The 26,263-nt window shown below is 39.3% G+C and carries 19 protein-coding genes; 15 read left to right on the plus strand and 4 right to left on the minus strand.

Going from position 1 to position 26,263, the window contains the following annotated elements:
- Window positions 1-17 precede the first annotated feature (17 nt).
- Window positions 18-2,228: a methyl-accepting chemotaxis protein gene (locus PLH43_RS01705; RefSeq protein ID WP_324359435.1), complete on the plus strand. Its 2,211-nt coding sequence runs from the start codon at window positions 18-20 to the stop codon at window positions 2,226-2,228.
- Window positions 2,229-2,330: 102 nt separating this feature from the next.
- Window positions 2,331-3,701, plus strand: coding sequence for an MATE family efflux transporter (locus PLH43_RS01710; RefSeq protein ID WP_324359437.1), 1,371 nt, complete (start codon window positions 2,331-2,333; stop codon window positions 3,699-3,701).
- A 176-nt stretch (window positions 3,702-3,877) separates the two neighbouring features.
- Here the strand turns inward: PLH43_RS01710 and safA are convergent, their stop codons facing one another.
- Window positions 3,878-4,486 (minus strand): SafA/ExsA family spore coat assembly protein, encoded by a 609-nt coding sequence (gene safA / locus PLH43_RS01715; protein WP_324359439.1) that lies wholly within the window; start codon window positions 4,484-4,486, stop codon window positions 3,878-3,880.
- 174 nt (window positions 4,487-4,660) lie between these two features.
- Here safA and PLH43_RS01720 point away from each other — a divergent pair, with 174 nt between their 5' ends.
- Both PLH43_RS01720 and PLH43_RS01725 read left to right on the plus strand, forming a co-directional pair.
- A complete protein-coding gene (locus tag PLH43_RS01720) occupies window positions 4,661-5,416 on the plus strand; it encodes a threonine/serine exporter family protein (protein WP_324359441.1) in 756 nt (251 codons plus the stop codon).
- Between the two features lie 19 nt (window positions 5,417-5,435).
- On the plus strand, window positions 5,436-5,876 hold the full coding sequence (locus PLH43_RS01725; RefSeq protein ID WP_324359443.1) for a threonine/serine exporter family protein: 441 nt from the start codon (window positions 5,436-5,438) through the stop codon (window positions 5,874-5,876).
- 52 nt (window positions 5,877-5,928) lie between these two features.
- Here the strand turns inward: PLH43_RS01725 and PLH43_RS01730 are convergent, their stop codons facing one another.
- Both PLH43_RS01730 and PLH43_RS01735 read right to left on the minus strand, forming a co-directional pair.
- Window positions 5,929-6,117, minus strand: coding sequence for a hypothetical protein (locus tag PLH43_RS01730; protein WP_324359445.1), 189 nt, complete (start codon window positions 6,115-6,117; stop codon window positions 5,929-5,931).
- 107 nt (window positions 6,118-6,224) lie between these two features.
- Complete coding sequence (locus PLH43_RS01735; protein ID WP_324359447.1) at window positions 6,225-6,671, minus strand: hypothetical protein; 447 nt, start codon at window positions 6,669-6,671, stop codon at window positions 6,225-6,227.
- A 325-nt stretch (window positions 6,672-6,996) separates the two neighbouring features.
- Between PLH43_RS01735 and PLH43_RS01740 the strand changes: the two genes are divergently transcribed.
- From PLH43_RS01740 to uvrB, 5 genes are all read left to right on the plus strand, one after another.
- Complete coding sequence (locus tag PLH43_RS01740; protein ID WP_324359449.1) at window positions 6,997-8,982, plus strand: toprim domain-containing protein; 1,986 nt, start codon at window positions 6,997-6,999, stop codon at window positions 8,980-8,982.
- A gap of 74 nt (window positions 8,983-9,056) precedes the next feature.
- Window positions 9,057-11,240: a DNA topoisomerase (ATP-hydrolyzing) subunit A gene (locus PLH43_RS01745; RefSeq protein ID WP_324359451.1), complete on the plus strand. Its 2,184-nt coding sequence runs from the start codon at window positions 9,057-9,059 to the stop codon at window positions 11,238-11,240.
- Window positions 11,241-11,420: 180 nt separating this feature from the next.
- Complete coding sequence (locus PLH43_RS01750) at window positions 11,421-11,780, plus strand: DUF4234 domain-containing protein (protein ID WP_324359453.1); 360 nt, start codon at window positions 11,421-11,423, stop codon at window positions 11,778-11,780.
- 162 nt (window positions 11,781-11,942) lie between these two features.
- On the plus strand, window positions 11,943-12,284 hold the full coding sequence (locus PLH43_RS01755) for a DUF2752 domain-containing protein (RefSeq protein WP_324359455.1): 342 nt from the start codon (window positions 11,943-11,945) through the stop codon (window positions 12,282-12,284).
- Between the two features lie 146 nt (window positions 12,285-12,430).
- Window positions 12,431-14,422: an excinuclease ABC subunit UvrB gene (gene uvrB, locus PLH43_RS01760; protein ID WP_324359457.1), complete on the plus strand. Its 1,992-nt coding sequence runs from the start codon at window positions 12,431-12,433 to the stop codon at window positions 14,420-14,422.
- A 111-nt stretch (window positions 14,423-14,533) separates the two neighbouring features.
- Here uvrB and PLH43_RS01765 read toward each other — a convergent pair whose 3' ends face one another.
- Window positions 14,534-15,577, minus strand: coding sequence for a 3D domain-containing protein (locus tag PLH43_RS01765; protein ID WP_324359459.1), 1,044 nt, complete (start codon window positions 15,575-15,577; stop codon window positions 14,534-14,536).
- Window positions 15,578-16,027: 450 nt separating this feature from the next.
- On the opposite strand from PLH43_RS01765, the gene uvrA reads away from it, so the two are divergent.
- The 6 genes from uvrA (at window position 16,028) to PLH43_RS01795 (ending at window position 26,187) form a co-directional block, all read left to right on the plus strand.
- Complete coding sequence (uvrA, locus tag PLH43_RS01770; protein ID WP_324359461.1) at window positions 16,028-18,856, plus strand: excinuclease ABC subunit UvrA; 2,829 nt, start codon at window positions 16,028-16,030, stop codon at window positions 18,854-18,856.
- 336 nt (window positions 18,857-19,192) lie between these two features.
- The gene (locus PLH43_RS01775; protein WP_324359500.1) at window positions 19,193-21,583 is read left to right on the plus strand and encodes an AAA family ATPase; all 2,391 of its coding nucleotides are present in this window, start codon (window positions 19,193-19,195) and stop codon (window positions 21,581-21,583) included.
- Window positions 21,584-21,865: 282 nt separating this feature from the next.
- Window positions 21,866-22,894, plus strand: coding sequence for a nucleoid-associated protein (locus tag PLH43_RS01780; RefSeq protein ID WP_324359463.1), 1,029 nt, complete (start codon window positions 21,866-21,868; stop codon window positions 22,892-22,894).
- A 29-nt stretch (window positions 22,895-22,923) separates the two neighbouring features.
- Complete coding sequence (locus PLH43_RS01785; protein WP_324359465.1) at window positions 22,924-23,055, plus strand: hypothetical protein; 132 nt, start codon at window positions 22,924-22,926, stop codon at window positions 23,053-23,055.
- A 407-nt stretch (window positions 23,056-23,462) separates the two neighbouring features.
- On the plus strand, window positions 23,463-24,218 hold the full coding sequence (sigI, locus tag PLH43_RS01790; RefSeq protein ID WP_324359467.1) for an RNA polymerase sigma-I factor: 756 nt from the start codon (window positions 23,463-23,465) through the stop codon (window positions 24,216-24,218).
- Window positions 24,211-26,187, plus strand: a complete 1,977-nt coding sequence (locus PLH43_RS01795) for a PA14 domain-containing protein (RefSeq protein WP_324359469.1) — start codon at window positions 24,211-24,213, stop codon at window positions 26,185-26,187. The genes sigI and PLH43_RS01795 overlap by 8 nt, the downstream gene beginning before the upstream one ends.
- The last annotated feature ends 76 nt before the right edge of the window (window positions 26,188-26,263 follow it).

Consider the following 26,263-nt stretch of genomic DNA (forward strand, 5'->3'; position numbering starts at 1 on the left):
AGGAGTTGACAAAGTCTATGCTCAAAAAAATGGCTATGAAGACTAAACTACTTACAACTGTTTCTATTACCGTAGTAGCGCTTATAATAATAACAATATTATCTACTATCACAATCAATAGCATTTATAACAGGGTCAAGAGCAGTATTTTTGATGAGCATTTTAGAATGATGTCGATGGTTTTAAATGCTGATAGAGATATGTACCAGGCGTATGTGGCAACGTGGGAAATCCAGAATTTTAAAGAGAACAGTGAAGAATATAACAAGCTGGTTCAGGACTTTAGAGAAAGTGTAGAGCAAGTAAGTTTGCAAATGACAGAGATAAAGGGCATAATAGAAAAAAATAGTGAGTTTTGGTCAAAATTAAGAGACAATCAGAGTGGAAAAACTATTTTGGAAGTTGTGGCATCATTTGAAAGTAATTTTAATGAATGGGCTATAGAAGGTAAGGATTGGAATGAGAAGTTTGAAATTGCCAAAAGGGATATAGAGACAATAGGAGACTTGATTGACCTTGGGGCGGAAAATCAAATATCTTCAATTGGAGTCACTAAAAACAACATGGTTATGCAAATAATGTCAATTGACATTTTGGCTTTGCTTTTAGCTCTGATAATTTCGTTTGTTTTCTTGAGAGATATATCAAAGTCTATTGGACAGTTGAGCAGGGCAGCTGAAAAAATAGCTTTAGGAGATGTAGACATTGAAGTGGATGTCGCTTCTAAAGACGAAATCGGAAAACTCGCCGACAATTTCAACATAATGGCTGATAGCATAAAAGAAAAAGCAGAAGCTGCTGAGAAAATCTCAAAAGGGTATCTTGATGCAGACATTAGCGTTAAATCGGATAAGGATATTTTATCTAAAAGCATGAAATCTATTATCGAAAACTTAAAACATCTTGTGGATGAAACGAAAGTTCTCACAAAAGCTGCTTCCGAAGGACATCTGGAGACAAGAGGAAAAGCAGATAAATTTGAGGGGGGCTACCGGGATATAATTATAGGAATTAATAATACCCTTGATGCTGTAAGCGAGCCTATTTTGGAAATTCAGGAGGTTCTGAAGGAAGTAGCGGCAGGGCATTTGAATGTGAGGGTAAAAGGGGATTATGAAGGAGATTATGCAGAGCTTAAGAATGCCTTGAATAATACCATTGATACATTGCGTTTGTACATTGAAGAAATATCCGGTGTACTTACTCAAATGTCCAAAGGAAATTTGGATGTAAGCTTGTCTCAAAACTATTTGGGAGATTTTAAACACATACATGAGGCCCTAAACACCATTATAAAATCCTTAAATGTAATGATGCATGAAATTTCCGTTGCGGCAGGACAGGTGGCGGCAGGTGCAAGGCAGGTGTCGGATTCAAGCCAGGTTCTGTCCCAGGGAGCTGCAGAGCAGGCAAGTACTATTGAAGAGCTGACTTGTTCCATTGAGGAAATTGCAAAACAGACAAAGCAAAATGCAGTTAATGCAAGCAATGCAGACAAGCTGGCTATTACTGCAAAGAACAATGCTGTAGAAGGAAATAAAAAAATGTCTGATATGCTCAAAGCAATGCAGGATATAAATGATGCGTCAAAAAATATTTCAAGAATAATAAAGGTTATTGACGACATTGCATTCCAGACCAACATACTTGCGCTTAATGCTGCTGTTGAGGCTGCAAGGGCAGGACAGTACGGAAAGGGATTTGCGGTTGTTGCAGAAGAGGTGAGGAATCTTGCGGCAAGGAGCGCAAATGCGGCAAAGGAGACTACACAGCTTATAGAAGGTTCCATCCATACAGTTGAATCCGGAATGAAAATAGCAACGGATACGGCGAATGCATTAAACACTATAGTCGACGAGGTTTCAAAAGCAGCTTCGCTGGTACAGGACATATCTGTAGCTTCCAATGAGCAGGCTACCGGAATTGCACAAATAAATCAAGGGGTTTCCCAGGTTTCTCAAGTTATACAAACGAATTCCGCCACAGCCCAGCAAGGTGCTGCTGCAAGTGAGGAATTGTCAAGTCAGGCTGAAGTATTAAGAGAAATGGTAAGAAAGTTCAGGCTTAAAGCGAGCCAAAATAAGCCGGAAAATGGAGAAATAGATCCCGAAGTTATAAGGTATATGGAAGATGTTCTGGAGCAAAAAGGAAACGATAAGAAAGGAAAAAGAGCTTCCCAAGCAGATTTGAAAATAGAGCTTGACAATGAAGATTTTGGGAAGTATTAAAAGTAAAAGCATTGCTAATTAAACCATCTACACAGTTGACATAAAGTGTATTCGGCCGTAGAATTGGTGTATGTAGAGTAATTTTATAATGGAGAATAGAAAATGCAAAATGAAGCGGCATCAAGTCAAAAAATAAGCGTTTTTGCGCTTACTTGGCCGATATTTATTGAGACGCTGCTAAGAACAATGCTGGGCAATGTGGACACATTTATGTTGAGTGCTTATTCTGACGATGCCGTGGCTGCAGTGGGGGTTGTAAATCAAATAACTTATATACTTATTATGCTTTACAACGTTGTTTCGGCCGGAACTACAGTACTTATATCCCAGTATCTGGGGGCGAAAAAGAAAAAAGAAGCATCGGTGGTAGCTGTTGCTTCGGTTGCAGTTAGTTTGATATTTGGATTGCTTATTGGATTAATGGTGTTCTTATTCAGAAGGCAGATGCTGATGTTTCTTAATATTCCGCCGGAACTTATGGGATATGCAATGACGTTTTTAGCAATTGTGGGGGGATTATCCTTCACCCAGGCGATGATAGCTACTTTGTCCGCAATAATCAGAAGTTATGGCAATACCAGAATAACTATGTACATTTCAATCGGCATGAATATTCTCAATATTATCGGAAACAGTATTTTCCTTTACGGATTATTCGGTGTACCGAAGATGGGGGTGACCGGTGTTGCCATTGCAACTGTAGTAAGTCAGGCTATCGGTGTTGTTGCAATGCTGGTTGTAATGTTAAAGGGTCTCAATGCAAGATTTTCTTTCCGGGACCTTGTGCCGATGCCATGGGAAATTTTAAGGGATATATTAAAGATTGGTCTTCCTTCGGCAGGGGAGGGAATTGCTTATGAAGCATCCCAGCTTACCATTACCCGTATTATAACGGTACTGGGGACGGCTGCTCTTACAACCAGGGTATACACTCTAAATCTTATGCAGTTTGTAATGGTTTTTTCGGTGGCTGTTGGACAGGGAACACAGATTGTTGTTGGGCATCTTGTCGGTGCAGGGGATAATGAAAAAGCATACAAGACGTGCATTAGAAGCCTGAGATATGCCATTGTGGTTGCTGTCGCCATAGCCGGGATATTTGCATTCCTTTCAAAGCCGTTGCTGGGAATCTTTACAGACGACCGGACTATAATTGAAATGGGAAGCAAGCTAATGCTGATTGCAATTATTTTGGAGCCGGGCAGGGTCTTCAACATTGTCATAATAAACTCGCTGAGAGCTGCGGGCGATGTCAGGTTTCCCGTTATAATGGGTATTATATCCATGTGGGGAATAGGAGTGGTATTGTCATACTTTTTAGGTGTAGCTTACGGCTTGGGACTGGTTGGTGTATGGATTGCTTTTGCCAGTGACGAATGGTTTAGAGGAATTGCCATGCTTCTTCGCTGGAAATCCCGCATCTGGTGTAAAATGGCGCTTGTAAAAAATCAAAACGTGGAAATACCGGCTTAGATTAAAGCCGTATACCGTTTTAAAAAGAGCTGTAAAAAGACATTATTGCCTTTTCACAGCTCTTTTTATTTTGGCCTCTTGGAATGAAATGAAAGAGGCAAAAGCGAAGGGACTCGACGTCCCGAGCTTTTATTTGGCAGTACATTTAAACGATTGATGTAAAATCCTCTAAATAATTATTTCTTTATAAACATTTGAGTCCAATAAAGCCTTCCGTTTGGTCCTTTTGCAAGACCAACTCCAATTTCAGAGAAAGAAGAGCTTAATATATTGTTTCTATGGCCGGGGGAATTCATCCACGCGTTCATAACCTCCGCGGCAGTTTTCTGACCCATGGCAATGTTCTCTCCTGCAGCAGTGAATTTTATTCCGAAGTTTTCCATCATCCTAAAGGGAGAACCGTAAGTAGGAGAAGTGTGAGAAAAATAGTTTTTGTCCACCATGTCTTGGGATTTGTATCTTGCGACCCTTGAAAGCTGCCAATTGGCTTTTAATGCCGGAAGCCCCTTTTTGGCCCTTTCAGCATTGACAAGTCTTATGACTTCATTTTCCTGCGCCTTTATATCGTCTATATTAGGAATATTGATTTTCTGTCCTGGATAAATGAGGGCAGGATTTTTAATTTGGGGATTTGCTGCAATTATTTCGCTTATGCCTATTTGATATTTCTCCGCAATTTTCCACATGGTGTCTCCGGACTTAACGGTGTAAACCTGTGCCTGGGCAAATACATTGCTTGTAAATATTAACACAAAAAGGAATACCAATACACTTTTTCTTTTCATAAAATCATCACCTCATGTAATATTTTTATAAGATTGTTAGGTTTTTATGATACAAATATTATGTAAATAATACCATGTTTACCTTGCATTAAAGTAAATAATATAATAATATTGCTGTTGAAGTATTTTGGACATTGGAAAAAATGCAGGAAGAGAAGCAAACGGGTGAATGGGATGAAGACAAACCAGGTTATTGAAGTGGCGTTAAAAGCGGGGGAGATATTGCTTACCGGAGGAGCGGAGATATACAGGGTTGAAGATACTGTGACAAGAATATGCAAATGCTATAATGTTGAGGCTGAATGCTTTGTGCTTCCCACAGGAATATTCATAACTGTAATAGACAATGACGGCAATCCCGTATCAATTGTAAGGAGAATAAGAAAGAGGACTGTAAATTTGGAACAGGTGGAAAAAATAAATTCTTTTTCAAGAAGTCTTCAGGGTAGCCCTCTTTCATATCGGGAAGCTATGATGAAGCTGAACAACATTATAGGCTTGAAAGGCTATAGTTATGCGCTAAAATTTTTTGTGGCGGGAATCAATCCTTTTGCATATGCTCTGCTTTATAGGGGAACGGCCGGGGAAGCATGCGTATCTTTCCTGATAGGAATTGTTATATATGCTATAAAAGAAAAAATCACCAGGACAGGGGTGTTTGAATTTTTTGAGTATTTTATATCCGGGTTGACGGCAGGTTTTTTAAGCATTTTGACTATAAAATTGTTTCCGTTTATGGATTTGTACAGAATTATTATTGCATCGATTATAATTCTGCTTCCGGGTCTTGCCATAACCAATGCAATGAAGGATGCTCTTTATGGAGATATTGTATCGAGTATGTTCAGAATTACAGAAGCATTTTTTGTTGCAGCTGCAGTGGGCGTGGGAGTGGCAATCGCTTTGTCCGTAGGTTTGCGTTGGATTTGATTGGAAGGGATGGTGTGACTTGATGGAGATTGTTCTGGCGTTTATAGGCAGTATCTGCCCGGGGATAATATATAATGTTGAAAAGAGAAACCTTATATGGGTTGGATTTTGCGGTATGCTGGGATGGATTACATACCGCACATTTAATGAGGTTACGAAAAGCCTTGTACTTGCGTCTTTTTTGGGAGCTGTGGTTGTGGGGATTTACAGCGAAAGCGTGGCAAGACTGCTAAAGGCACCTGCCACAATATTTTCAGTGCCGGGGATAATTCCGCTGGTACCGGGAATAGCTGCGTACAACACAATACAGCATATTGCGGAAAATGAATTATACGAAGCTGCAAGCAAGGGAATAGAGACAATGTCCGGTGCCGGAGCAATTGCCTTTGGAATATTGCTTGCATCGGCGGTTTTCCGGTTGTTTAAGAAGTTGAAAAAAAGAAAACCGAATCCCAATTGAAGCGGCTGATTGCCCGACAGAATTCGGTATGCTTAACCTGTTTATTTTATATTTATTCATAAAACAGCAAGAGGAATACAAGGATAAAAAACAATATTACTGCAGCTTCGTTGAAAGAAGTAAAGCAATTTGGCTTGCTTATTGCGCAAGGCGAAGCAGTTTTGGCTGCGTCTCTCAAGCTTTCCTTGTCATCGAAAACTTCAGCAGTATCCAATGGTTCAAAGTTATTTTCTTCAGCCACTTTGCTACCTCCTTTTGAAATGCTCAAAAGTGATGCCGTGTTATATTATATTCATTGGATACCATATTGTTACATATATTGAGAATAAAGATGGGGGAGTTGGGAATTTATTCCATCAAAAAACTTATTTCTTTATGTACTTCAGATGTAAGTTTCATTAAATTGCGTAATATTAATTTATGCTCAGAGTTGTCGGTTTTTATTTTTGATTTGGCAACTGCACTGAAAAAGTAAATCATATTAAGGCTTTCAGTCAATAAAAACAGTGCTTCATACTTTGTCAAATAGTCCGAACCGATGTCCTCGCTAATGGACAGTTTAACAAAATCATAATCGCTAATCATATCTGCAAGATACTTTTGCATGGAATATATATTTTTTCGTGCATTTCCCGGAAGGTATTGTTTGGCATGCTTATAGCTCTTTTGCAAGTTGGGGAGCAGAAAATTGTAAATGTAATTTGACATATCCTTCAAATGAAGCATTTCCAATTCATATATTGAATCCACCCTTGCAGCATCCCAATCAAGACTTAGATTGCTCTGACTATACAATTATATCACTCCTTTTGGCTTGATAATTACTTTGAGGATATTTCAAGCTATTACAAAATATTATATTGGAATTTGAATAAATATGACTTAAGAATTTGAGTTTCCAAGAATTAGAAAATGCAATTAAAGTGTCAGCAATATAATTATACATCATAATTTAACAAAAATCAACAAAAAAATTGGAATTATATTCTTAAGCCGATATTTAGCTTCTTTAGAATATCTTTAAGCCGATGAATCTTGACACGAACATCAGTTTTGTTGTATGCTGAATCATAAGGCACATCGGTGATTACAAGTTTAATAACGGGGTGACACAGAGTATATGTCAAAGGAAAAGCAGAATAAGGCTGAAAAGTATGGAAACAACAGTATAAAATCTCTTAAGGGCGCTGACAGGGTCAGACTGCGTCCGGCAGTTATTTTTGGCTCCGACGGTATTGAAGGCTGTCAGCATTCGGTTTTTGAAATACTGTCCAACTCAATAGACGAGGCCAGGGAAGGTTTCGGCAAAGTGATTGAGGTTACCAGATTCAAAGACAATTCTGTCATGATAAAGGACTATGGACGTGGAATACCGCTGGATTATAATGAAAGTGAAAAGCGTTATAACTGGGAGCTGGTATTTTGTGAGCTCTATGCAGGCGGAAAATACAAAAACAATTCCGGCGAAAACTATGAATTCAGCCTTGGATTAAACGGACTGGGAAGCTGTGCAACCCAGTACAGCTCCGAGTATATGGATGTCACGGTTTTTAGGGATGGTATGAGATATGATTTGCACTTTGAAAAAGGTGAAAATATCGGAGGGCTTAAAAAGCAGAAATGGGATTATGAAAGTACCGGAACCATTATTAAATGGAGGCCGGATCTGGAAGTTTTCACGGATATAAACATACCTCTCGATTACTATACCGAAGTGCTCAAAAAACAGGCAGTTGTCAATGCCGGTCTAAAATTTATATTGTATGATGAAGAGTCGGAGCAGGTTTTTGAATACTGCTACGAAAACGGAATTGTGGATTATGTAAAAGAGGTTTCGGCAGAGAAAGGATTTACCGATATCCAGTATTATGAGACATCCACAAGGGGAAGGGATCGGGAGGACAAGCCCGAGTACAAAGTAAAAATGCAAATAGCTTTTTGCTTCAACAACGAGATAAACCTCCTTGAGTATTATCACAATTCCAGTTTTTTGGAGCATGGCGGTGCTCCTGACAAAGCGGTAAAGAATGCATTTGTCTATGAGATAGACAAGTGCCTTAAGGCTCAGGGCAAATACAACAAGGATGAGTCCAAGATTACTTTTCAGGATATACAGGACAGCCTTATACTTGTAACAAACTCTTTTTCCACAATTACAAGCTATGAAAACCAGACGAAGAAATCCATTACCAATAAATTTATTCAAGAGGCAATGACCGATTTTCTAAAAAAACAGCTTGAGGTTTACTTTATAGAAAACAAAGTGGAATGTTCCAAGATTTTAGAGCAAGTGCTGGTGAACAAAAGAAGCAGGGAGACTGCCGAAAAAACCAGAATCAATATAAAAAAGAAGCTTAGCGGAAACGTTGATATTTCAAACAGAGTAAAAAAGTTTGTAGACTGCAGAAGCAAGGACGTCAATAAAAGGGAAATTTATATAGTGGAAGGAGACTCGGCTTTAGGCTCCTGTAAACTCGGACGGGATGCTGAGTTTCAGGCCATAATACCAGTCAGAGGTAAGATTTTAAACTGCCTTAAGGCAGACTATGACAGCATTTTCAAAAACGAGATTATTGTTGACCTTCTGAAAGTATTGGGGTGCGGTGTCGAGATTAAGTCAAAACACAATAAGGAGCTCAGTACCTTTGATCTTAACAACCTTCGATGGAACAAGATCATTATATGTACCGATGCCGATGTGGACGGTTATCAGATAAGGACCCTTATACTGGCAATGCTTTACAGGCTGGTGCCGACCCTGATACAGGTGGGAAAGGTGTTTATTGCGGAGTCACCGCTGTTTGAAATAAGGGCAAAGGATAAAACTTATTTTGCTTACACGGACAAGGAGAAAAATGAGATTGTTTCAAAGCTCAAGGGAAAATACACCATACTGCGTTCGAAAGGACTTGGTGAAAATGACCCCGAGATGATGTGGCAGACAACTATGAATCCGGAAACAAGGAGGCTTATTCAGGTTGTTCCAGACGATATTAAGAAAACAGAGGAGTTTTTTGATCTTTTCCTTGGAGACAACCTTCCGGGAAGAAAATCGTATATTGAGGAAAACGGATATAAGTATCTTGACATGATTGATGTAAGCTAATTCGGTTTTATGTACTAAAATCGCAAATGGTTCAGTATATATAAAATGTGATAGCGGAAAGGTGAAGTATTAATATGCCGTCAAACAATTTGATTGAGCAAAAAATAGTTGATACTCTTGAAAAAAACTATATGCCCTATGCAATGAGCGTAATCGTTTCAAGAGCAATACCGGAGATAGACGGGCTTAAGCCGTCCCATAGAAAGCTTCTTTACACAATGTATAAAATGGGATTGTTGACCGGTGAAAAGACCAAATCGGCAAATGTGGTGGGTCAGACCATGAAGCTTAATCCCCACGGGGATATGGCAATTTATGAGACCCTTGTGAGACTGACCCGCGGCAACAATGCTCTGCTGCTGCCTTATGTGGATTCCAAGGGTAACTTTGGGAAACACTATTCAAGGGATATGAAATTTGCCGCACCGCGTTATACTGAGGTAAAGCTTGACAAAATATGCGAGGAGCTATTTAAGGATATTGACAAGGATACAGTGGACTTTGTTGACAACTATGACGGATCAATGAAGGAACCAAGGCTTCTTCCGACTACTTATCCCAACGTCTTGGTAAATGCAAACCATGGCATTGCAGTGGGAATGGCAAGCAGTATATGCAGCTTTAACCTTGTAGAGGTATGCAATGCTGCCATTGAGTTTATAAAGGATGAAAATGCAGATCTTGCTGAAGTCTTGAAAGCCCCCGATTTTCCTTCGGGAGGACAGCTTATATACAATGAGCGGGAAATGCGGGAGATTTACGAAAAAGGCAGGGGCAGCTTCAAGCTTCGGGCAAAATACAGGTATGACAAAGCAAACAACTGCATAGAAATATATGAAATACCTTATACCACAACGGTTGAAGCCATCATAGATTCAATTATTGAACTTGTAAAGAGCAATAAAATTCGAGACATATCGGATGTAAGGGACGAAACAGATCTAAACGGGCTGAAAATAGCACTGGATGTAAAAAAGAACACAGATCCCAACACGCTTATGAATAAACTCTACAGGTTTACGCCGCTGGAGGACAGCTTCAGTTGCAACTTTAACATACTGATTGACGGCCATCCCATGGTTATGGGAATCAGGGGGATTCTCAGAGAATGGGTTGCGTTCAGAATGGATTGCATAAAAAGGCAGACTCTTTTTGATATTGATAAAAAATCTCAGAAGCTGCATATTCTTCTTGGGTTGGAAAAGATTTTATTGGATATTGACAAGGCTATTAAAATCATAAGAAATACTGAAGAAGAAGCAATGGTAGTTCCAAACCTGATGAAGGGCTTTGAAATAGACCAGGTTCAGGCTGAGTTTGTTGCGGAAATAAAGCTTCGAAACCTCAACAAGGAATATATTTTAAAACGTGTCAGCGAGATTGAAAGCCTTAAGAAGGAAATTGCCCAGCTTAATGAATTGTATGGCAGCGAGAAAAAAATAAAGAAGGTTATCATAAAGCAGCTGGAGGAAGTTGCAAAGAAGTATGGCAAGCCGAGATGCACTGAGATTATAATGGAGGAGCATGTCGAGGAGATAACCCATGAGCATTTGATAGAAGATTACAACTTAAAGCTGTTCCTCACCAAGCAAAACTATTTAAAGAAGATTCCTCTGACTTCATTAAGAAGCAGTCCCGAACACAAGCTAAAAGAGGATGATTTTATAATACAGGAACTGGAAACTCACAACAAAGCAGATCTGTTATTGTTTTCAAACAAGCAAACTGTGTACAAAATGAAGATATATGAAATTGAAGACTGTAAAGCAAGCAGCCTGGGAGAGTTCCTTTCAAATGTTTTAAGCCTCGAAGAGGGCGAGGAGATTATTCACATGGTTGCCACGGATGACTACAAGGGCTATATGATATTTGCTTTTGAAAACGGTAAAGTGGCAAAAATAGAGCTTGAAAGCTATGCCACCAAAACAAACAGAAAGAAGCTTGCCAATGCATACAACGGCTTGTCAAGGCTGGTTTATGTCGGACATATATTGGAGGATGAAGAACTTGTGGCCTTTAGCAGCTTAGACAAAGTTCTTATCTTCAATACTTCCGCTATAAATCCGAAAACGACAAGAGACTCCCAGGGGGTTCAGGTACTAAAGTCGAAAAAAGGAAGTATAATGACTCGTATTAAGAAAATTGACGAAGTATCTTTCAAAGACCCTGATTATTACAGAACAAAGAATATTCCTGCCATAGGCTGTTATCTTAAAGATGAAGATGTTGAGGATAACCAGATAAAGCTTGAACTGTAAAAGGACAGTATACAAAAATGTTTGGCTGAGTATTGCGTTTGAGAAGTTATTTTGGTAATATATAAAACGTAATACAGCTTTAGCTGAATAATTTCAAAAGCTGTATTATTATAGAAAAGTTTGGCGTTTTGCCGGACTTGTTTTCAACAAATACAATTATTTGTAAAAGGAGTGGTTCGAATGTATAAGAATGAAGTGAGGTCACCGGCATTAGTTATTATTCTTTCAATAGTAACCTGCGGTATTTATGCTTGGTACTGGATTTATAAGATGTCGGATGAACTGCAGAGAGCTACTGGAAAGTCATCGGTAAGTCCGGGTGTGGAGCTTTTGTTATGTATCTTAACTTGCGGTATTTATTCAATTTATTGGTTCTATAAATATGGAAAATTGATAGCTGAAGCTCAGGAACAGGTTGGCCTGAGAGTTGAAGACAATTCAGTATTGTATCTGCTGCTTGCGATTTTCGGTTTGGCTATTGTAAATATGGCTCTCATGCAGTCAGCTGTTAATAAAATCTGGGAACAGAATATAATATAATGTAATTTAACAAGGCGATAAATGTCCCCCCGCTTTTATAAGTGGGGGGTATATATTTGCATTTTATGCGGTGAGTTATGCATCGTTTCTTTGAAACACCGCGTAGGTAAGGAAATTTTTCGACAACGGATAAATTTTCTTTGAACTGAGGTGTTATAAAAAGTGGGACTATGTCTTTTTAAAAATTTTTCCGGGCTACCCTGTCCGGGATGTGGAATGACAAGGGCATATTTGAGTCTGTTTAAATTTGATTTGGCATCGGCTTTTTATTATCATCCTTTGTTTCTGCTTCCTGTCATGGTGGCGATAATTATCATTTTCAAAAAAAATGAGTTTTTTATGCGGCTGTATAAAAGCAGACTTCTATGGGGTTGTGTTTTGACGGTGTTTATTCTTTTATGGATTGTCAGGCTTGTACTGTTTTTTCCCGACACTCCGCCGATGGATTACAACCCAAAGGCTTTAATACCACAGCTTTTAGGGTTGCTTGGTATTATAGAATAATGATTGTACTTTAAAATAACAAGACCACAAAAGCATATGTGTGTGGTCTTTTTGCATTTTCGCCCAAACATATGTTTGAATGTATGTGCAACTGTGGTATAATAAAGTGAAACAACCTTACCGACGGAATTGAGGTGCGTATTTATATGCATAAGTTTAAACTTGTGTCTGATTATAAGCCCTGCGGGGACCAGCCGGAGGCTATAGATAGACTTGTGGAAGGAATTAATAGGGGATGCAGAGGGCAAACTCTTTTAGGGGTTACCGGTTCCGGTAAAACGTTTACCATGGCCAATGTTATTGAAAGGGTGCAGAAGCCAACCTTGGTGATTGCCCATAACAAGACTCTTGCGGCACAGCTTTGCAGTGAGTTTAAGGAGTTTTTCCCGGACAACTGTGTGGAGTACTTTGTAAGCTATTATGATTATTATCAGCCGGAGGCTTATATCCCTTCCACCGATACCTACATTGAGAAGGATTCATCGATAAACGATGAGATTGATAAGCTGAGGCACTCGGCTACTGCCGCACTGTTTGAGCGAAGAGATGTTATAATTGTTGCAAGCGTTTCTTGTATTTATGGCTTGGGAGATCCGGAGGATTACACGGATCTTATGCTTTCGTTGCGTCCCGGGATGATAAAGGACAGAGATGAAATAATTAGAAAACTGGTGGATATTCAATACGAAAGAAATGAAATTGATTTTAAGAGGGGAAAATTTAGAGTTAGAGGTGATACACTGGAGATATTCCCGGCTTCGTCTTCAGATAAAGTGATACGGGTAGAGTTTTTCGGAGAAGAAATTGACAGAATTACCGAAATCGATTCCCTGACCGGTGAAATAACGGGAGTATGTTCTCATGTTGCCATTTTTCCGGCATCCCACTATGCTACAACAAGGGCCAAAATGGAAAAGGCAATAGTTTCAATTGAGCAGGAGCTTGAGGAGCGGCTTAAGGAGCTGAAGAGAGAAGGAAAGCTTCTTGAGGCACAGAGGCTTGAACAGCGGACAAGATATGATCTTGAGATGATGCAAGAGGTAGGGTTTTGTCAAGGCATAGAGAATTATTCGAGGCATATTAGCGGTAGAGCTCCGGGCAGTCCACCGTTTACTCTCATTGATTATTTCCCGGATGACTTTTTATTGATAATTGATGAATCCCATGTAACCGTTCCCCAGATTGGAGCCATGTACAATGGGGACCGGTCAAGAAAAGAATCCCTTGTGGAATACGGATTCAGGCTTCCTTCGGCTTTTGACAACAGACCGCTCAAATTTGAAGAGTTTGAGAAAAAAATCAACCAAGTTATATTTGTCAGTGCTACACCGGCAAAGTATGAAAAGCAAAACTCTGAGCAGATAGTGGAGCAGATAATAAGACCTACAGGGCTGCTTGATCCCGAAGTGGTTGTAAAACCTGTAAAAGGACAGATTGACGACCTGATTGGGGAGATAAGTGAAAGAGTTCAAAAGAATCAGCGTGTCATGGTTACCACACTTACAAAAAAGATGGCCGAGGATTTGACGGATTACTTGAAGGAGCTTGATTTTAAAGTTGAATATTTGCACTCCGACATTGATACCATTGAAAGAATGGAAATAATACGAAATCTAAGACTTGGAGTTTTTGATGTTTTAGTTGGCATTAATTTGCTGAGGGAAGGGCTTGATATTCCGGAAGTATCCCTTGTGGCTATTTTAGATGCCGACAAAGAAGGATTCCTTCGCTCGGAGACATCACTGATTCAGACCATAGGAAGAGCGGCCAGAAACGTTGAGGGAAAGGTTATAATGTATGCCGATACCGTTACTGATTCAATGAAAAAGGCCATCGACGAGACCAACAGAAGAAGAAAAATTCAATTTGAGTACAACCAAAAGCATGGTATTACGCCGAAGAGCGTTCAGAAGGGCATAAGGGATGTAATTGAAATTACAAAGGTAGCGGAAGAGGATGCAAAATACTTTGTCCGCGGTGATGAAGATTCAATGGACAAGAGTGAGATTTTGAGAGTAATAGATAGATTGAGTGATGAAATGAAGGCCGCGGCTGCAGAGCTTCAATTTGAACGGGCTGCAGAGCTTAGGGATAAAATTGCAGAGCTTAAGAAGAAAATAGAATTGCAAGAAAAATAAAATTATAAAGAATTTAATTTTAAGAGAGAATAATAATTAGTCTAAATTTAAAAAGCTCAGAAACTTAAAACAGGTTTTCTGAGCTTTAGTAATAGATTCGATGTTTGTAAATCAGTCTAATACGTATACAACTACTTCTTGCAACCCAAATTTCATTGCTTTGTTGTATATTATCGTCTCACCGGGTTTGTCTTCGCCAAAGAAAACATCTATTTTATTGCCCTTGATAAGGCTTCCGGTATCTTCGGCTATGTATATTCCGTCAAGATGGCTGTATGCCACGGGAAAAGATATGTATACTCTGGTCCCCAACGGAATGACGGACGGATCTACGGCAATAGTTCTGCCGACCGTAGCCCTTGCTCCGGAGGCTGTGATTCCGTATAAAGGGTGTTCGCGGGTTTTTCCGCAGCTTTTGTATGAGAGATCGTATGCTGTGGCTGTCATGTTAATTATCCTTTTGCACTGGGGCATAATGTCCGCAACTTCGACTTTTGTGCGTGTAACATTGCTTGCGGCAGTCTTTACTTCGGTCGCAGAAACGGATTTGGTAACTTTGGACCTGGAAACAAGTGTACTTTGGGTTTTTGAAGGATTTTTGTCCGTTATGTCCCTTTTGATTTCTGCCAGGGGAATATTTGCCGCACTGATAGATGAAACAGGCATTGAAATTGCCTCGGCTTTGCAAGATACGGTTTCACTGCCGAGACTTGACAGTTTTGTGCTGCCTGGGGATATCCAAGTAGAGCTTGCAAGGCTCTTAACATTGGTGGCTGCTTTTTCTGCGATTGAATTGGCAATGTTGGTGCCGGCACAGGTAAGGAAAAAAGTCATTATAGAACCTGCTGCCACCACTTTCAAATCCAGATCCTTTTTACTGAGGAGCGATTGACTGCAGTCTTTGACCCGGTCAAGGAGAGAAGCCGATTTGGAGGATAGAACGGCCGAATCTACTTTTCTTAATATTTCATCGAGTATTTCCGGATAGTTTAGCTTTAAGCTAGTTGCATTCATAAGGATTTCTTCGAGAACTTCAGGATAATTGAGATTTTTAATCTCTTCGTCTTGAAAATACTCTGACAGATACTCCTTGCTAAAGCTCTGAACCCTGTTGAGATCCGGGCAATTAAAAATATTTCCTACTGCATTTCCCATAATAATCCCCCCATCTTGAGAGCACTTCTCTGCAAGCACATAGTCCATGTAGTCCTATTGTCGCCTATATATTCTATTAATGAAGATGTTTGGCATATGCATATAAATCGTGTAAAAGGCACCAACGGTATGCCTGTTGTATGCCAGCGAATGTTAGGATAATAATGCAAATTCGAATACTAATATTTATATTATAATATAAAAAAGCATCCTTTCATAGTACAAAAGATAAAAAATATGGAAATTATTCTACATTTGTTTATAGAAGTAATCTCTTGTATAATTGCTATCAAAATAATATACCTGTTTGAGTTCATATAAATATGGATAAATATTATTTAAAAAAGTTCGAACAAATGTTTGAAAACTTCAGCTAATTTGGTATAATAATAGCTGTTTATAGGTTTATGACATGGCCCAAACTAAATTTTAAATTAAGCAGGTGTTTATATGAAAAAGGATTATATTATTGTAAAAGGTGCCAGAGAGCACAATTTGAAAAATATAGATGTCAAGATTCCCAGGGACAAGTTTGTTGTTATTACCGGACTTAGCGGTTCGGGCAAATCATCCCTTGCTTTTGATACAATATACGCAGAAGGACAGAGACGCTATGTTGAATCATTGTCCTCATATGCAAGACAGTTTTTAGGACAAATGGAGAAGCCGGATATTGATTATATTGACGGTCTTTCACCGGCCATAGCGATAGATCAGAAAACCACAAGCCGCAATCCCCGCTCCACTGTCGGTACGGTTACTGAGATATATGACTATTTAAGACTTCTTTTTGCAAGAATCGGAACTCCCCATTGCTACTCTTGCGGAAGGGAGATTTCCCAGCAAACGGTGGACCAAATGGTGGATCAAATTATGGCGCTTGAAGAAGGTACCCGAATACAGCTTCTTGCTCCGGTGGTAAGAGGAAGAAAAGGTGAGTATCACAAGCTTATAGAAGATATAAAGAAAGACGGCTATGTCAGGGTAAGAGTGGATGGCCAGGTAATGGATGTAAATGATCCCATAAGCCTTGACAAGAACAAGAAGCATAATATTGAAATTGTGGTGGACAGGCTGATTGTAAGACCCGGCATTCAAAAGAGGCTTACGGATTCCATTGAGACTGTGCTGCGCCTGAGCAACGGGATACTTGTGGTTGACGTTATAGGCGAAAAAGAGATGCTCCTAAGTCAAAATTTTGCATGCACCGAATGTAACGTGAGTATGGAGGAAATAACACCCCGAATGTTTTCCTTCAACAATCCTTACGGTGCATGCCCCGAATGTACCGGATTGGGCTCTTTTATGAGGATAGACCCTGACCTCGTGATACCGGATAAAAGACTGTCTTTGGCCGAGGGGGCAATCAGGGCGACAGGATGGAATATAGCAAATGATGAAAGCTATGCCAGAATGTATATAGATGCTCTTGCAAGACACTATAATTTCAGTGTGGATACCCCTGTGGAGAAGCTTCCGCCCCATATCCTTGACATTATACTGTATGGAACTAATGGGGAAAAAATTAAAATAGATTATGAAAGAGAAAATGAAAAAGGCTCATTTATATCAAGCTTCCAGGGAATTATAAACAGCATGGAAAGAAGATACAAAGAAACAGGTTCGGAGGTTATGAGGCAGTACTATGAGGGATTTATGAGCAATACTATCTGCCCTGTGTGCAAGGGGGCAAGGCTTAAGAAAGAAAGTCTCGCCGTTACCGTAGGAGGTAAAAATATTTATGAGGTTTGCTCCATGTCCATCGGAGAATCAAAAGAATTTTTCGCAAACCTAAACCTTACGGAAAGACAGAAGCTTATTGCCCGCCAAATACTGAAGGAAATAAATGCAAGATTGGGATTTCTTGTTGATGTGGGACTTGATTACCTCACGCTTTCAAGAGCGGCAGGAACGCTGTCGGGAGGAGAAGCTCAGAGAATCAGGCTTGCCACGCAAATCGGCTCCGGACTCATGGGAGTGATATATATCCTGGACGAGCCCAGCATCGGTCTTCACCAGAGGGATAACGACAAGCTTCTTAACAGCCTCAAGAAGATGAGGGATTTGGGAAACACCTTGCTGGTTGTGGAGCATGATGAGGATACAATGTATGCATCGGATTATATTATTGATTTGGGACCGGGTGCCGGAAGTCACGGGGGTGAAATAGTTGCCGAAGGTACTGTGGAAGAGATTAAAGAAAATCCCAATTCCATTACCGGACAGTACCTTAGTGGAAGGAAAAAAATTGAAGTTCCCCAAGAGAGAAGAAAGCCCAACGGAAAATGGCTGGAAATTATAGGGGCCAGAGAGAATAATCTTAAAAATATAAATGTAAACATACCGTTGGGAGTGTTTACGTGCATTACAGGAGTTTCGGGGTCCGGTAAGAGTTCGTTGATAAATGAAATCCTGTACAAGCGTTTGGCCAATGAGCTCAACAGAGCAAATCAAAAACCGGGAGAGCATGACGCGATAAAAGGAATTGAATATCTTGACAAGGTTATAGATATCGACCAATCGCCCATTGGCCGCACACCGAGGTCCAACCCTGCAACATACACGGGAGTGTTCGACTTTATTAGGGAAATATTTGCCGGAACCACCGAAGCCAAAACCCGGGGATACAAGTCCGGGCGTTTTAGCTTTAATATAAAGGGCGGACGTTGTGAAGCTTGTTCCGGTGACGGTATAAACAAGATTGAAATGCACTTTTTGCCGGATATTTATGTTCCCTGTGAGGTTTGCAAGGGTAAGCGTTACAACAGGGAAACCCTTGAAGTAAAATATAAAGGAAAAAATATAGCCGAGGTTTTGGATATGACTGTTGAAGAGGCCCTTGAGTTCTTCAAGAATATACCGAGGATACACAAGAAAATAGAAACATTGTATGATGTGGGCCTAGGTTATATCAAATTGGGACAGTCATCTACCACTTTATCCGGAGGAGAAGCACAAAGAGTAAAGCTTGCCACTGAGCTTTCCAGAAGAAGTACGGGAAAAACAATGTATATACTGGACGAGCCCACTACAGGGCTTCATATAGCTGACGTGCACAGGCTTATCGGTATACTTCACAGGCTGGTGGACGCGGGAAATTCCGTAGTTGTTATTGAACATAACCTTGACGTAATAAAAACTGCCGATTATATTATTGATTTGGGACCGGAAGGAGGCAGCGGCGGAGGATTGGTTGTAGCCAAGGGCACACCAGAAGAGATAGTAAAGGTAGAAGAGTCTTATACGGGACAATTTTTGAAGAAAATTTTACTATCTTAATTTGCTGTCTTAAATTGCTTAACATTTTTGTGTTTATGTTTGATTAAGATGACGATATACAACTTAAAACGCAGGTATTCCCATTTACAGCAGGTTAAATTTAATTATTAACCAAGATGGGTTTTATGGGCAATGGAATATTGTTAGACCAAATGCATAAATATGTGTTATACTTGAAACATAATAATTTTATGCAATAACACAGACAATCCGAAATTTGATTTTGAATATTATAATTATTAGATTAAAAGCAATATATTTTACCGTCAATTTAATTGGCTGAAAGGCAGCAGTTTTGATGTGTGTTTCGAGAAAAGTGAAAGGGATGATTTGACTATGATGATGTGCTCGATTTGCAAAGAAAATTTGGCAGTTGTTTTTATTACCAAGATAGTAAACGGCAAGCAAACCCAAGAGGGCTTGTGTTTTTCATGCGCAAAAAAACATGGAATTCAGCCTATTAATCAAATATTAGAGCAAACCGGTATATCCGATGAGGAAATAGATGATTTAAACAAACAGGTGGGAAGCTTTTTTGAAGAGATGGATTTTTCCAATATAAGTGATACCGATGGAGCCACAGGTGCCAATCCTTTTTTAAACCTGATAAACAAATCATTGCACAGGACAATGGACAATATGGGCCTTAAGGGTTCAAAGGATGAAGCGGAATCCGACAGCAAAGCCGAAATGGAAGACAAGGACAATAAAAGCAATACAAAAACAAAGACCCAGGATAAAAAGGCACCGAAGAAGAAAAAGTATCTTGACACTTATGGTACAAATTTGATTGTCAAAGCTAAAGAGGGAAAGATAGACCGCGTTATTGGAAGAGACCGGGAAATTGAGAGGGTAATTCAAATATTAAATAGAAGAAATAAAAACAATCCCGTTCTGATTGGTGAACCGGGTGTGGGTAAGACTGCGATTGCAGAAGGTCTTGCTGTAAGAATCATTAACAGGGATGTTCCGGCAAAGCTCTTTAACGCAGAAGTCTATGTTCTTGATCTTACCAGTATAGTAGCTGGTACCCAATTCAGAGGCCAGTTTGAAAACCGAATGAAGGGTATTATAGAGGAATGTAAGTCTTTAGGAAATATAATACTGGTTATAGATGAAATCCATAATATTATGGGAGCCGGAGAGGCCGAAGGAGCCATGAATGCCGCCAACATTTTAAAGCCTGCTCTGGCAAAGGGTGAGATACAGGTTATAGGTGCTACCACCCTTGATGAATACAGAAAGCATATTGAAAAGGATTCCGCATTGGAAAGAAGATTCCAGCCGGTGTTGGTGGAAGAGCCTTCTATTGAGGAAACCATAGAGATATTGCAAGGTATAAAGGATTACTATGAAAGCTATCACAGGGTTAAGATATCCGATGAGGTAATCCGGTCTGCGGTAATTCTTTCCGAAAGATATATTACCGACAGGTTCCTTCCCGATAAAGCAATAGATGTTTTGGATGAGGCGGGTTCAAGAGCCAATATAAAAAATGTCGGTCTTGTGGAGTTTGAAGCTCTGAAGGAGGAGCTTAAGAAAGTACAGGAAGAAAAGGAAAATGCAGTTTCGGCAGATTCCATTGAGGACTACCAGAAAGCGGCTGACCTTAAGGTTAGGGAGTGCAAACTTCTTCAACAGATAAAAGAAATTGAGCACAAGAACAAGGATATGGAATTAACCGTTGATGATGTAGCCTATGTTATAGAGTCCTGGACAAAGATTCCGGTTCAAAAGCTTACTGAGATTGAAGCAAAAAAGCTTCTCAATCTGGAAGAAAGGCTTCATAAGAGAGTCATTGGACAAAAGGAAGCTGTAAAAAGTGTTGCAAAGGCAATCAGAAGGAACAGAGCCGACTTTAAGAAGAGAAAAAAACCGGCATCCTTTATCTTTGTGGGTCCTACCGGTGTTGGTAAAACGGAGCTGGTAAGGGCGCTGGCTGTAGAGCTGTTTGAAAGTGAAGAAGCACTTATCAGGCTGGATATGTCAGAATATATGGAAAAGCATACGGTATCAAAGCTTATCGGTGCGCCTCCGGGATATGTGGGTTATGATGAAGGTGGCCAGCTTACCGAAAAAGTAAGGAGAAAGCCCTATTCTGTAATACTTTTGGATGAGATAGAGAAAGCTCACCCGGATGTGTTCAATATGCTGCTTCAAATTCTTGAGGACGGTAGGGCAACGGACAGCCATGGAAGAACAGTAAGCTTTGAAAATACGGTGTTGATAATGACATCCAACGCAGGAACCAGTCTTAAAGCGAGCAGCATAGGTTTTGCAAACGACAACTATATTGCTATGGAGAATAAAATAAAAGAAGTTTTGAAGGAAACCTTCAGACCGGAGTTTTTAAACAGAATAGATGAAATTATAGTATTTAATGAGCTTACAAAGGATGAACTTAGGCAGATAGTTGATTTGATGCTCGATGATGTCGTAAAAGAAGTGGAAAGCAAGAAAATGAGCATCAAATTTGAAGATGAGGTTCGAGAGTTTATTCTTGAAAAGGGATATGATCCCAAATACGGTGCAAGACCTCTTAGAAGGACTATTCAGAAGTATATTGAAGACGAGCTTGCCGATATGTATCTTAGGGGTTCGTTTGCGGAAGGCAGCAATATTGTAGTTGGTGTCAAGGGCGGAAGCATCGTATTTAATATAGAAGTTCCGGCGGAAAGCGCATTAGATACAGAAGACTCAACGGCAGATAGTTCAAACGCCGAATGATTGTTTTGAGATAATAACGCAAAAAGCATTTACTTTAGGGCACCTAAGTAAATGCTTTTTTATTATATAAGAATTGAGTATGAAAAAATGTGTTGAGCTCATTATCTATTATATCAGGAAAGACAATGTTTAAATATTAAATTATTGTTAAATTTTTTTATGGCCGCCAAATACAAGTTTACAATAAAAACATCAAAATGTACAATACTTGCTTGAATATTTATTGTTGTGATAAAATCGATATTATTTAGAATATAAATCTATGAAGGTGGGGAATACATATTGCCAATAAACGTAAAAAGAGCAATAATACATGTCTTGGATAAAGAGTCAAGTGAACCCATGTTGAATGAATTTGAGCTTGACATTGACGAAGATGTCCGCTATTTCCTTGAAAAACATATAACCAAAGCTTTGGGCGATGATGAATCGAGAAAGGCAGTTTTTAAAAACGGCATGAATATCATAAAAGAAGTATGCCAAAAGATGTTTACAGACAATGACTATTTTATCGAGGGCTCAAAGGAAATTGCAAGGCAGCTCTTTAAGGCCATGAAGACCAACAGCAGTATTTCATCCACGGATTTGGTTATTTGCTTGTACGAAGAAGAGGATGAAGAGAATGTGGCAATTTTAAAAATGGATTACACGGTTTCTTTTATACATGAAGTGGAGCTGGTTGAAGACAAATTCAAAATATCTATTAAAAAGCAGGATATAAGCCTCCCGGGGGTAAATCAAAGAATCCAGAAATGTGCTTTTATAAGAGCGGCACAGGATACAGGGGATTATGATTTGATTATACTGGATAATCAAATAAGTAAAAAGAACCAGGAAGAGCCGGTAGCACAGTTTTTTCTTCAGACATTTTTAGGAGCCGATTTGATTTTGGACAGTAAAACCTGCACCCGGATTTTTAAAAAGGAGACGGAGAACTGGATACGCAGCAAGGCAAAAGAAGGAGAGACATCTTTGGAGGTTGTACGGGAATTTGTGAATGATGCTATACGCAATGAAGATGAAATAGACTTGGACTCTTTTTCCAACAAGGTGTTTTCCAACAAGGTTGACTTAAGGGATGAGTATATAAGCACTATGAAGGAAAAAGGGCTTACCGGTGAAAAATTTGAAGTCGATAAAGAATGGGTGGAGAGAAAGCTTAGCAAAATCAGGCTCAAAACTGAAAGTGATATAGAAGTAGTTATTGACTATGAACAGTATAATGACAGGGAAAAGTTTGAAATTGTAAAAAATCCCGATGGTACAAGAAATATAATTATTAAAAACATAATAAGTTTAATGGAAAAGTAAGATTGTCAATTAACCGGGGGCGAGCTTGCATGAAGCGCATATTTTTGCAATTCGGTTCCGGCCTTGGGCCAATGTCCAGAAGTCTGCCGATTGCTCTGGCTTTGGCTGGGGCCGGATATGAAATCTTGCCCAATTTTACTATGGTGTTTCTTCAGTTATAATTCCTACGCATACCGAACGGGAATATAATGCAAGAATGTGTGAAAAACTGCATATTGGCAAAATGATTCCAAGAGGAGAACTAAACAGCACAAATTTGAAGTATAGTATCAATGACGTGTTGAATAATATTACTTATAAGAAAAGCATCTGTGATTGGAAAGAAAAAGTGTTTAGCGATTTCAATAATCTTGATAAAGTAGTGAAATTGGTTGATTCACTATAATTGCACATCCATGTAAAGCTTTGACCTTAACATATTTCTTGCCGTGTTACATTTCTCGATATTATACATTGCAGCAGATGAGGTTGATATAAAATATCAATAAATTTTCCTTCGAGTTATTTAGCTTGTCAGCCCCTTAAAAAAATAGCTTGGTGCGTACAAGTATTAAAGGAGTGAAAAAGCTTGCACGGGTTGTTTATAAACAAAAAGAAGAATGATACTGACGCCAATTCTATAGCACTTGTAATTAAAAAGATTCAAAACGGGGACGTAAGTCTTAAGGAAGAGTTTATTAAAGACAATGTCCCATACATTATAAGAACGATTTCAAATATACTTGGGATAGTAGTGGATGACAGAAACAGTGAGGAGTTTAGCATTGGGCTTTCGGCTTTTAATGAAGCTATTGACAGATATGATGCCGAAAAAAACGGCAATTTTTATACATATTCATTTGTCGTAATCAAGAGCCGGTTGTTTGATTTTATAAGAAGAAACAAAAAGCACAGCAATGTTTTGCCTTTTTCGTATATTGAGCAATCAACTCGAGTAGAAGATAGATTATTGTCATGTGATTCCAACGGGCAATTTGAAAAAATTGAGGTTAGGCAGGAACTGGTCAGCTTTGAGAAAAACCTGAAGGAATTCGGAATCTCATTGGAAGACTTGGTATTGTCCTCCCCAAAACATAGAGATTCGAGGCTTTTATCTATAAAAATCGCCCAAATAATTGCTGCTGATGATGAAATATTCAAAAAGTTGGTTGAAAAGAAATACATACCCATGAAAGAATTGTTGAGGCGAATAAAGGTGAACCACAAGACGATTCAGAGAAACAGGAAATTTATAATTGCTGTCAGCCTGATTTTACGAAGCAATCTATATGATCTCAAGGAGTATGTGCAGGGCTTCGAAAGGGAGGGAAAATATAATGGATAACATAGGAGTAATCATTAAGATAGAAGGAAACGAAGCCATTGTAATGACGGACAATTGCGTTTTCAAAAAAGTCCAAAAGAAAAAGGGAATGTATCTTGGACAAAAAATTCTTGTACCCGGTGATGAACCGGTGAAAAACGTAAATAAAGGTATTAAGCGGGCCTTGGCTGTCATGGCAGGTATAGCAGCCGTGTTTGTGGCAGTTTTGTCATTAATGTGGGTTAACAGAGTAAATGACATATATGCATATATTGATGTTGACATAAATCCAAGCTTAAACTTTTCAATTGACCGGAGCGGCAAGGTAAAAGCATTAAATCCGCTAAATGACGATGCGCGGGAATTAATTCGGGATACAAAGCTTCAAGGAATGCATTTTACAAAAGCACTTGTACAGGTTATTGAGCTGTCGGAAGCTAAGGGTATTATAGATGAAAATAAAACCAATTATGTGCTGGTTTGTGCTGCCCTAAACGATAATTACAATTCCAAAGATGCACAAAAAGAGCTTGAAGAGCTTTTAGGAAGTATAAAGGAGGATATTGAGAAAGATTATGGAGCTGCTATACGTACAAGAGCAGTAAAGGTACCGTTTGAATACCGGGAAATGTCAGAGAAAAATGATATATCCATGGGAAGGTATCTGGCTTACCGGAAGTTGGAGAATATGGGAGTGGATTTATCGATAGAGGAAATAAAATCATTGAGGATTGATGAGATATTAAAACAGTACAATATGGATTTTTCTGAATTGACGGAAGCCGAATATGTAAAAGCGCCGGATGAAGCTGTACCAACAGGTGAAAGCCAGGCTGCCCCGGCAATAAATGTGCCGGTATCGCCGAAAGCAACATTAGAATCAGTTGCTGAGCCGGCAAGTATGCCGATAATATCGCCGGAGCCTGAGAACTCAACACAAAAATTAACGCCAACAACATCGACACTAGCACCGACAACAAAACCGGCAACAACAACGACACCGACAACAAAACCGGCAACAACAACGACACCGACAACAAAACCGACAACAACTCCAACTCCTACACCGACGCTGAGAAATGAATATACCGGTTCAGTGCCGGCAGTAAAGGACGGCACCGGCAGAGGGCTTAGGGGAGAGTATTATAATAATATGGATTTGACCCTCTTTCAGTTTGCGCGAATTGACCCCTGTATAGACTTTGACTGGGGTGAAGGCACACCGGATGAATCTATCGGAAAGGACTCTTATTCTGTCAGATGGACCGGAAAGGTTGAACCTAGGTATTCCGAAACATACACATTTTATACCAATACCGATGATGGTGTAAGATTGTGGGTAAATGGTGTTATGCTTATTGACCAATGGAAAAGCCTGTCGGCTACTGAACACAGCGGACAAATTTATCTTGAGGCGGGAAAGAAATATGATATTAAAATGGAGTATTATCAGCATGTGCGAACTGCTTCGGCAAAGCTTATGTGGTCAAGCAATAGTCAGGAAAAGGAGATAATACCTTCAAGTCAACTGTATCCTTCTGATGAGACATTGCCTCAAAAGGCTGTAAATGGTTTAAATGCAGAGTATTTTGGGGATATGGAATTGAAAGATAAAAAAATTGGCAGAATAGACGAGAATATAAACTTTGACTGGGGAAGGGAATACCCGGTTGGTGAATTGAAAGACGGAAGGTTTTCGGTAAGATGGACGGGGAAAATAGATGCCAGATATAGCGAAGAATATACATTCTATACTCTTTCAGATGATGGGGTGAGAGTATGGATAAACAATGTGCTAATAATTGATAACTGGAAAAAACAAAGCGGCGAAGCTGAAAGCTGCGGAAAAATCGAATTAAAAGCCGGCAGGCATTATGATATTAAAATTGAGTATTATAATCATGGGGGGCCTGCATCCATCAAACTTTTATGGTCCAGTAAAAGGCAGAAGAAAGAGGTTGTACCTGCCAAATACTTGTTTGCCAATTAACGATTTTAAATTATGCATAGAGGATAATATAAAGGACGGATACGCTAATATTGGAGTATCCGTCCTGTTTTACCTT

It is taken from the genome of Acetivibrio sp. (assembly GCF_035371925.1).
Taxonomy (GTDB): domain Bacteria; phylum Bacillota; class Clostridia; order Acetivibrionales; family Acetivibrionaceae; genus Hungateiclostridium.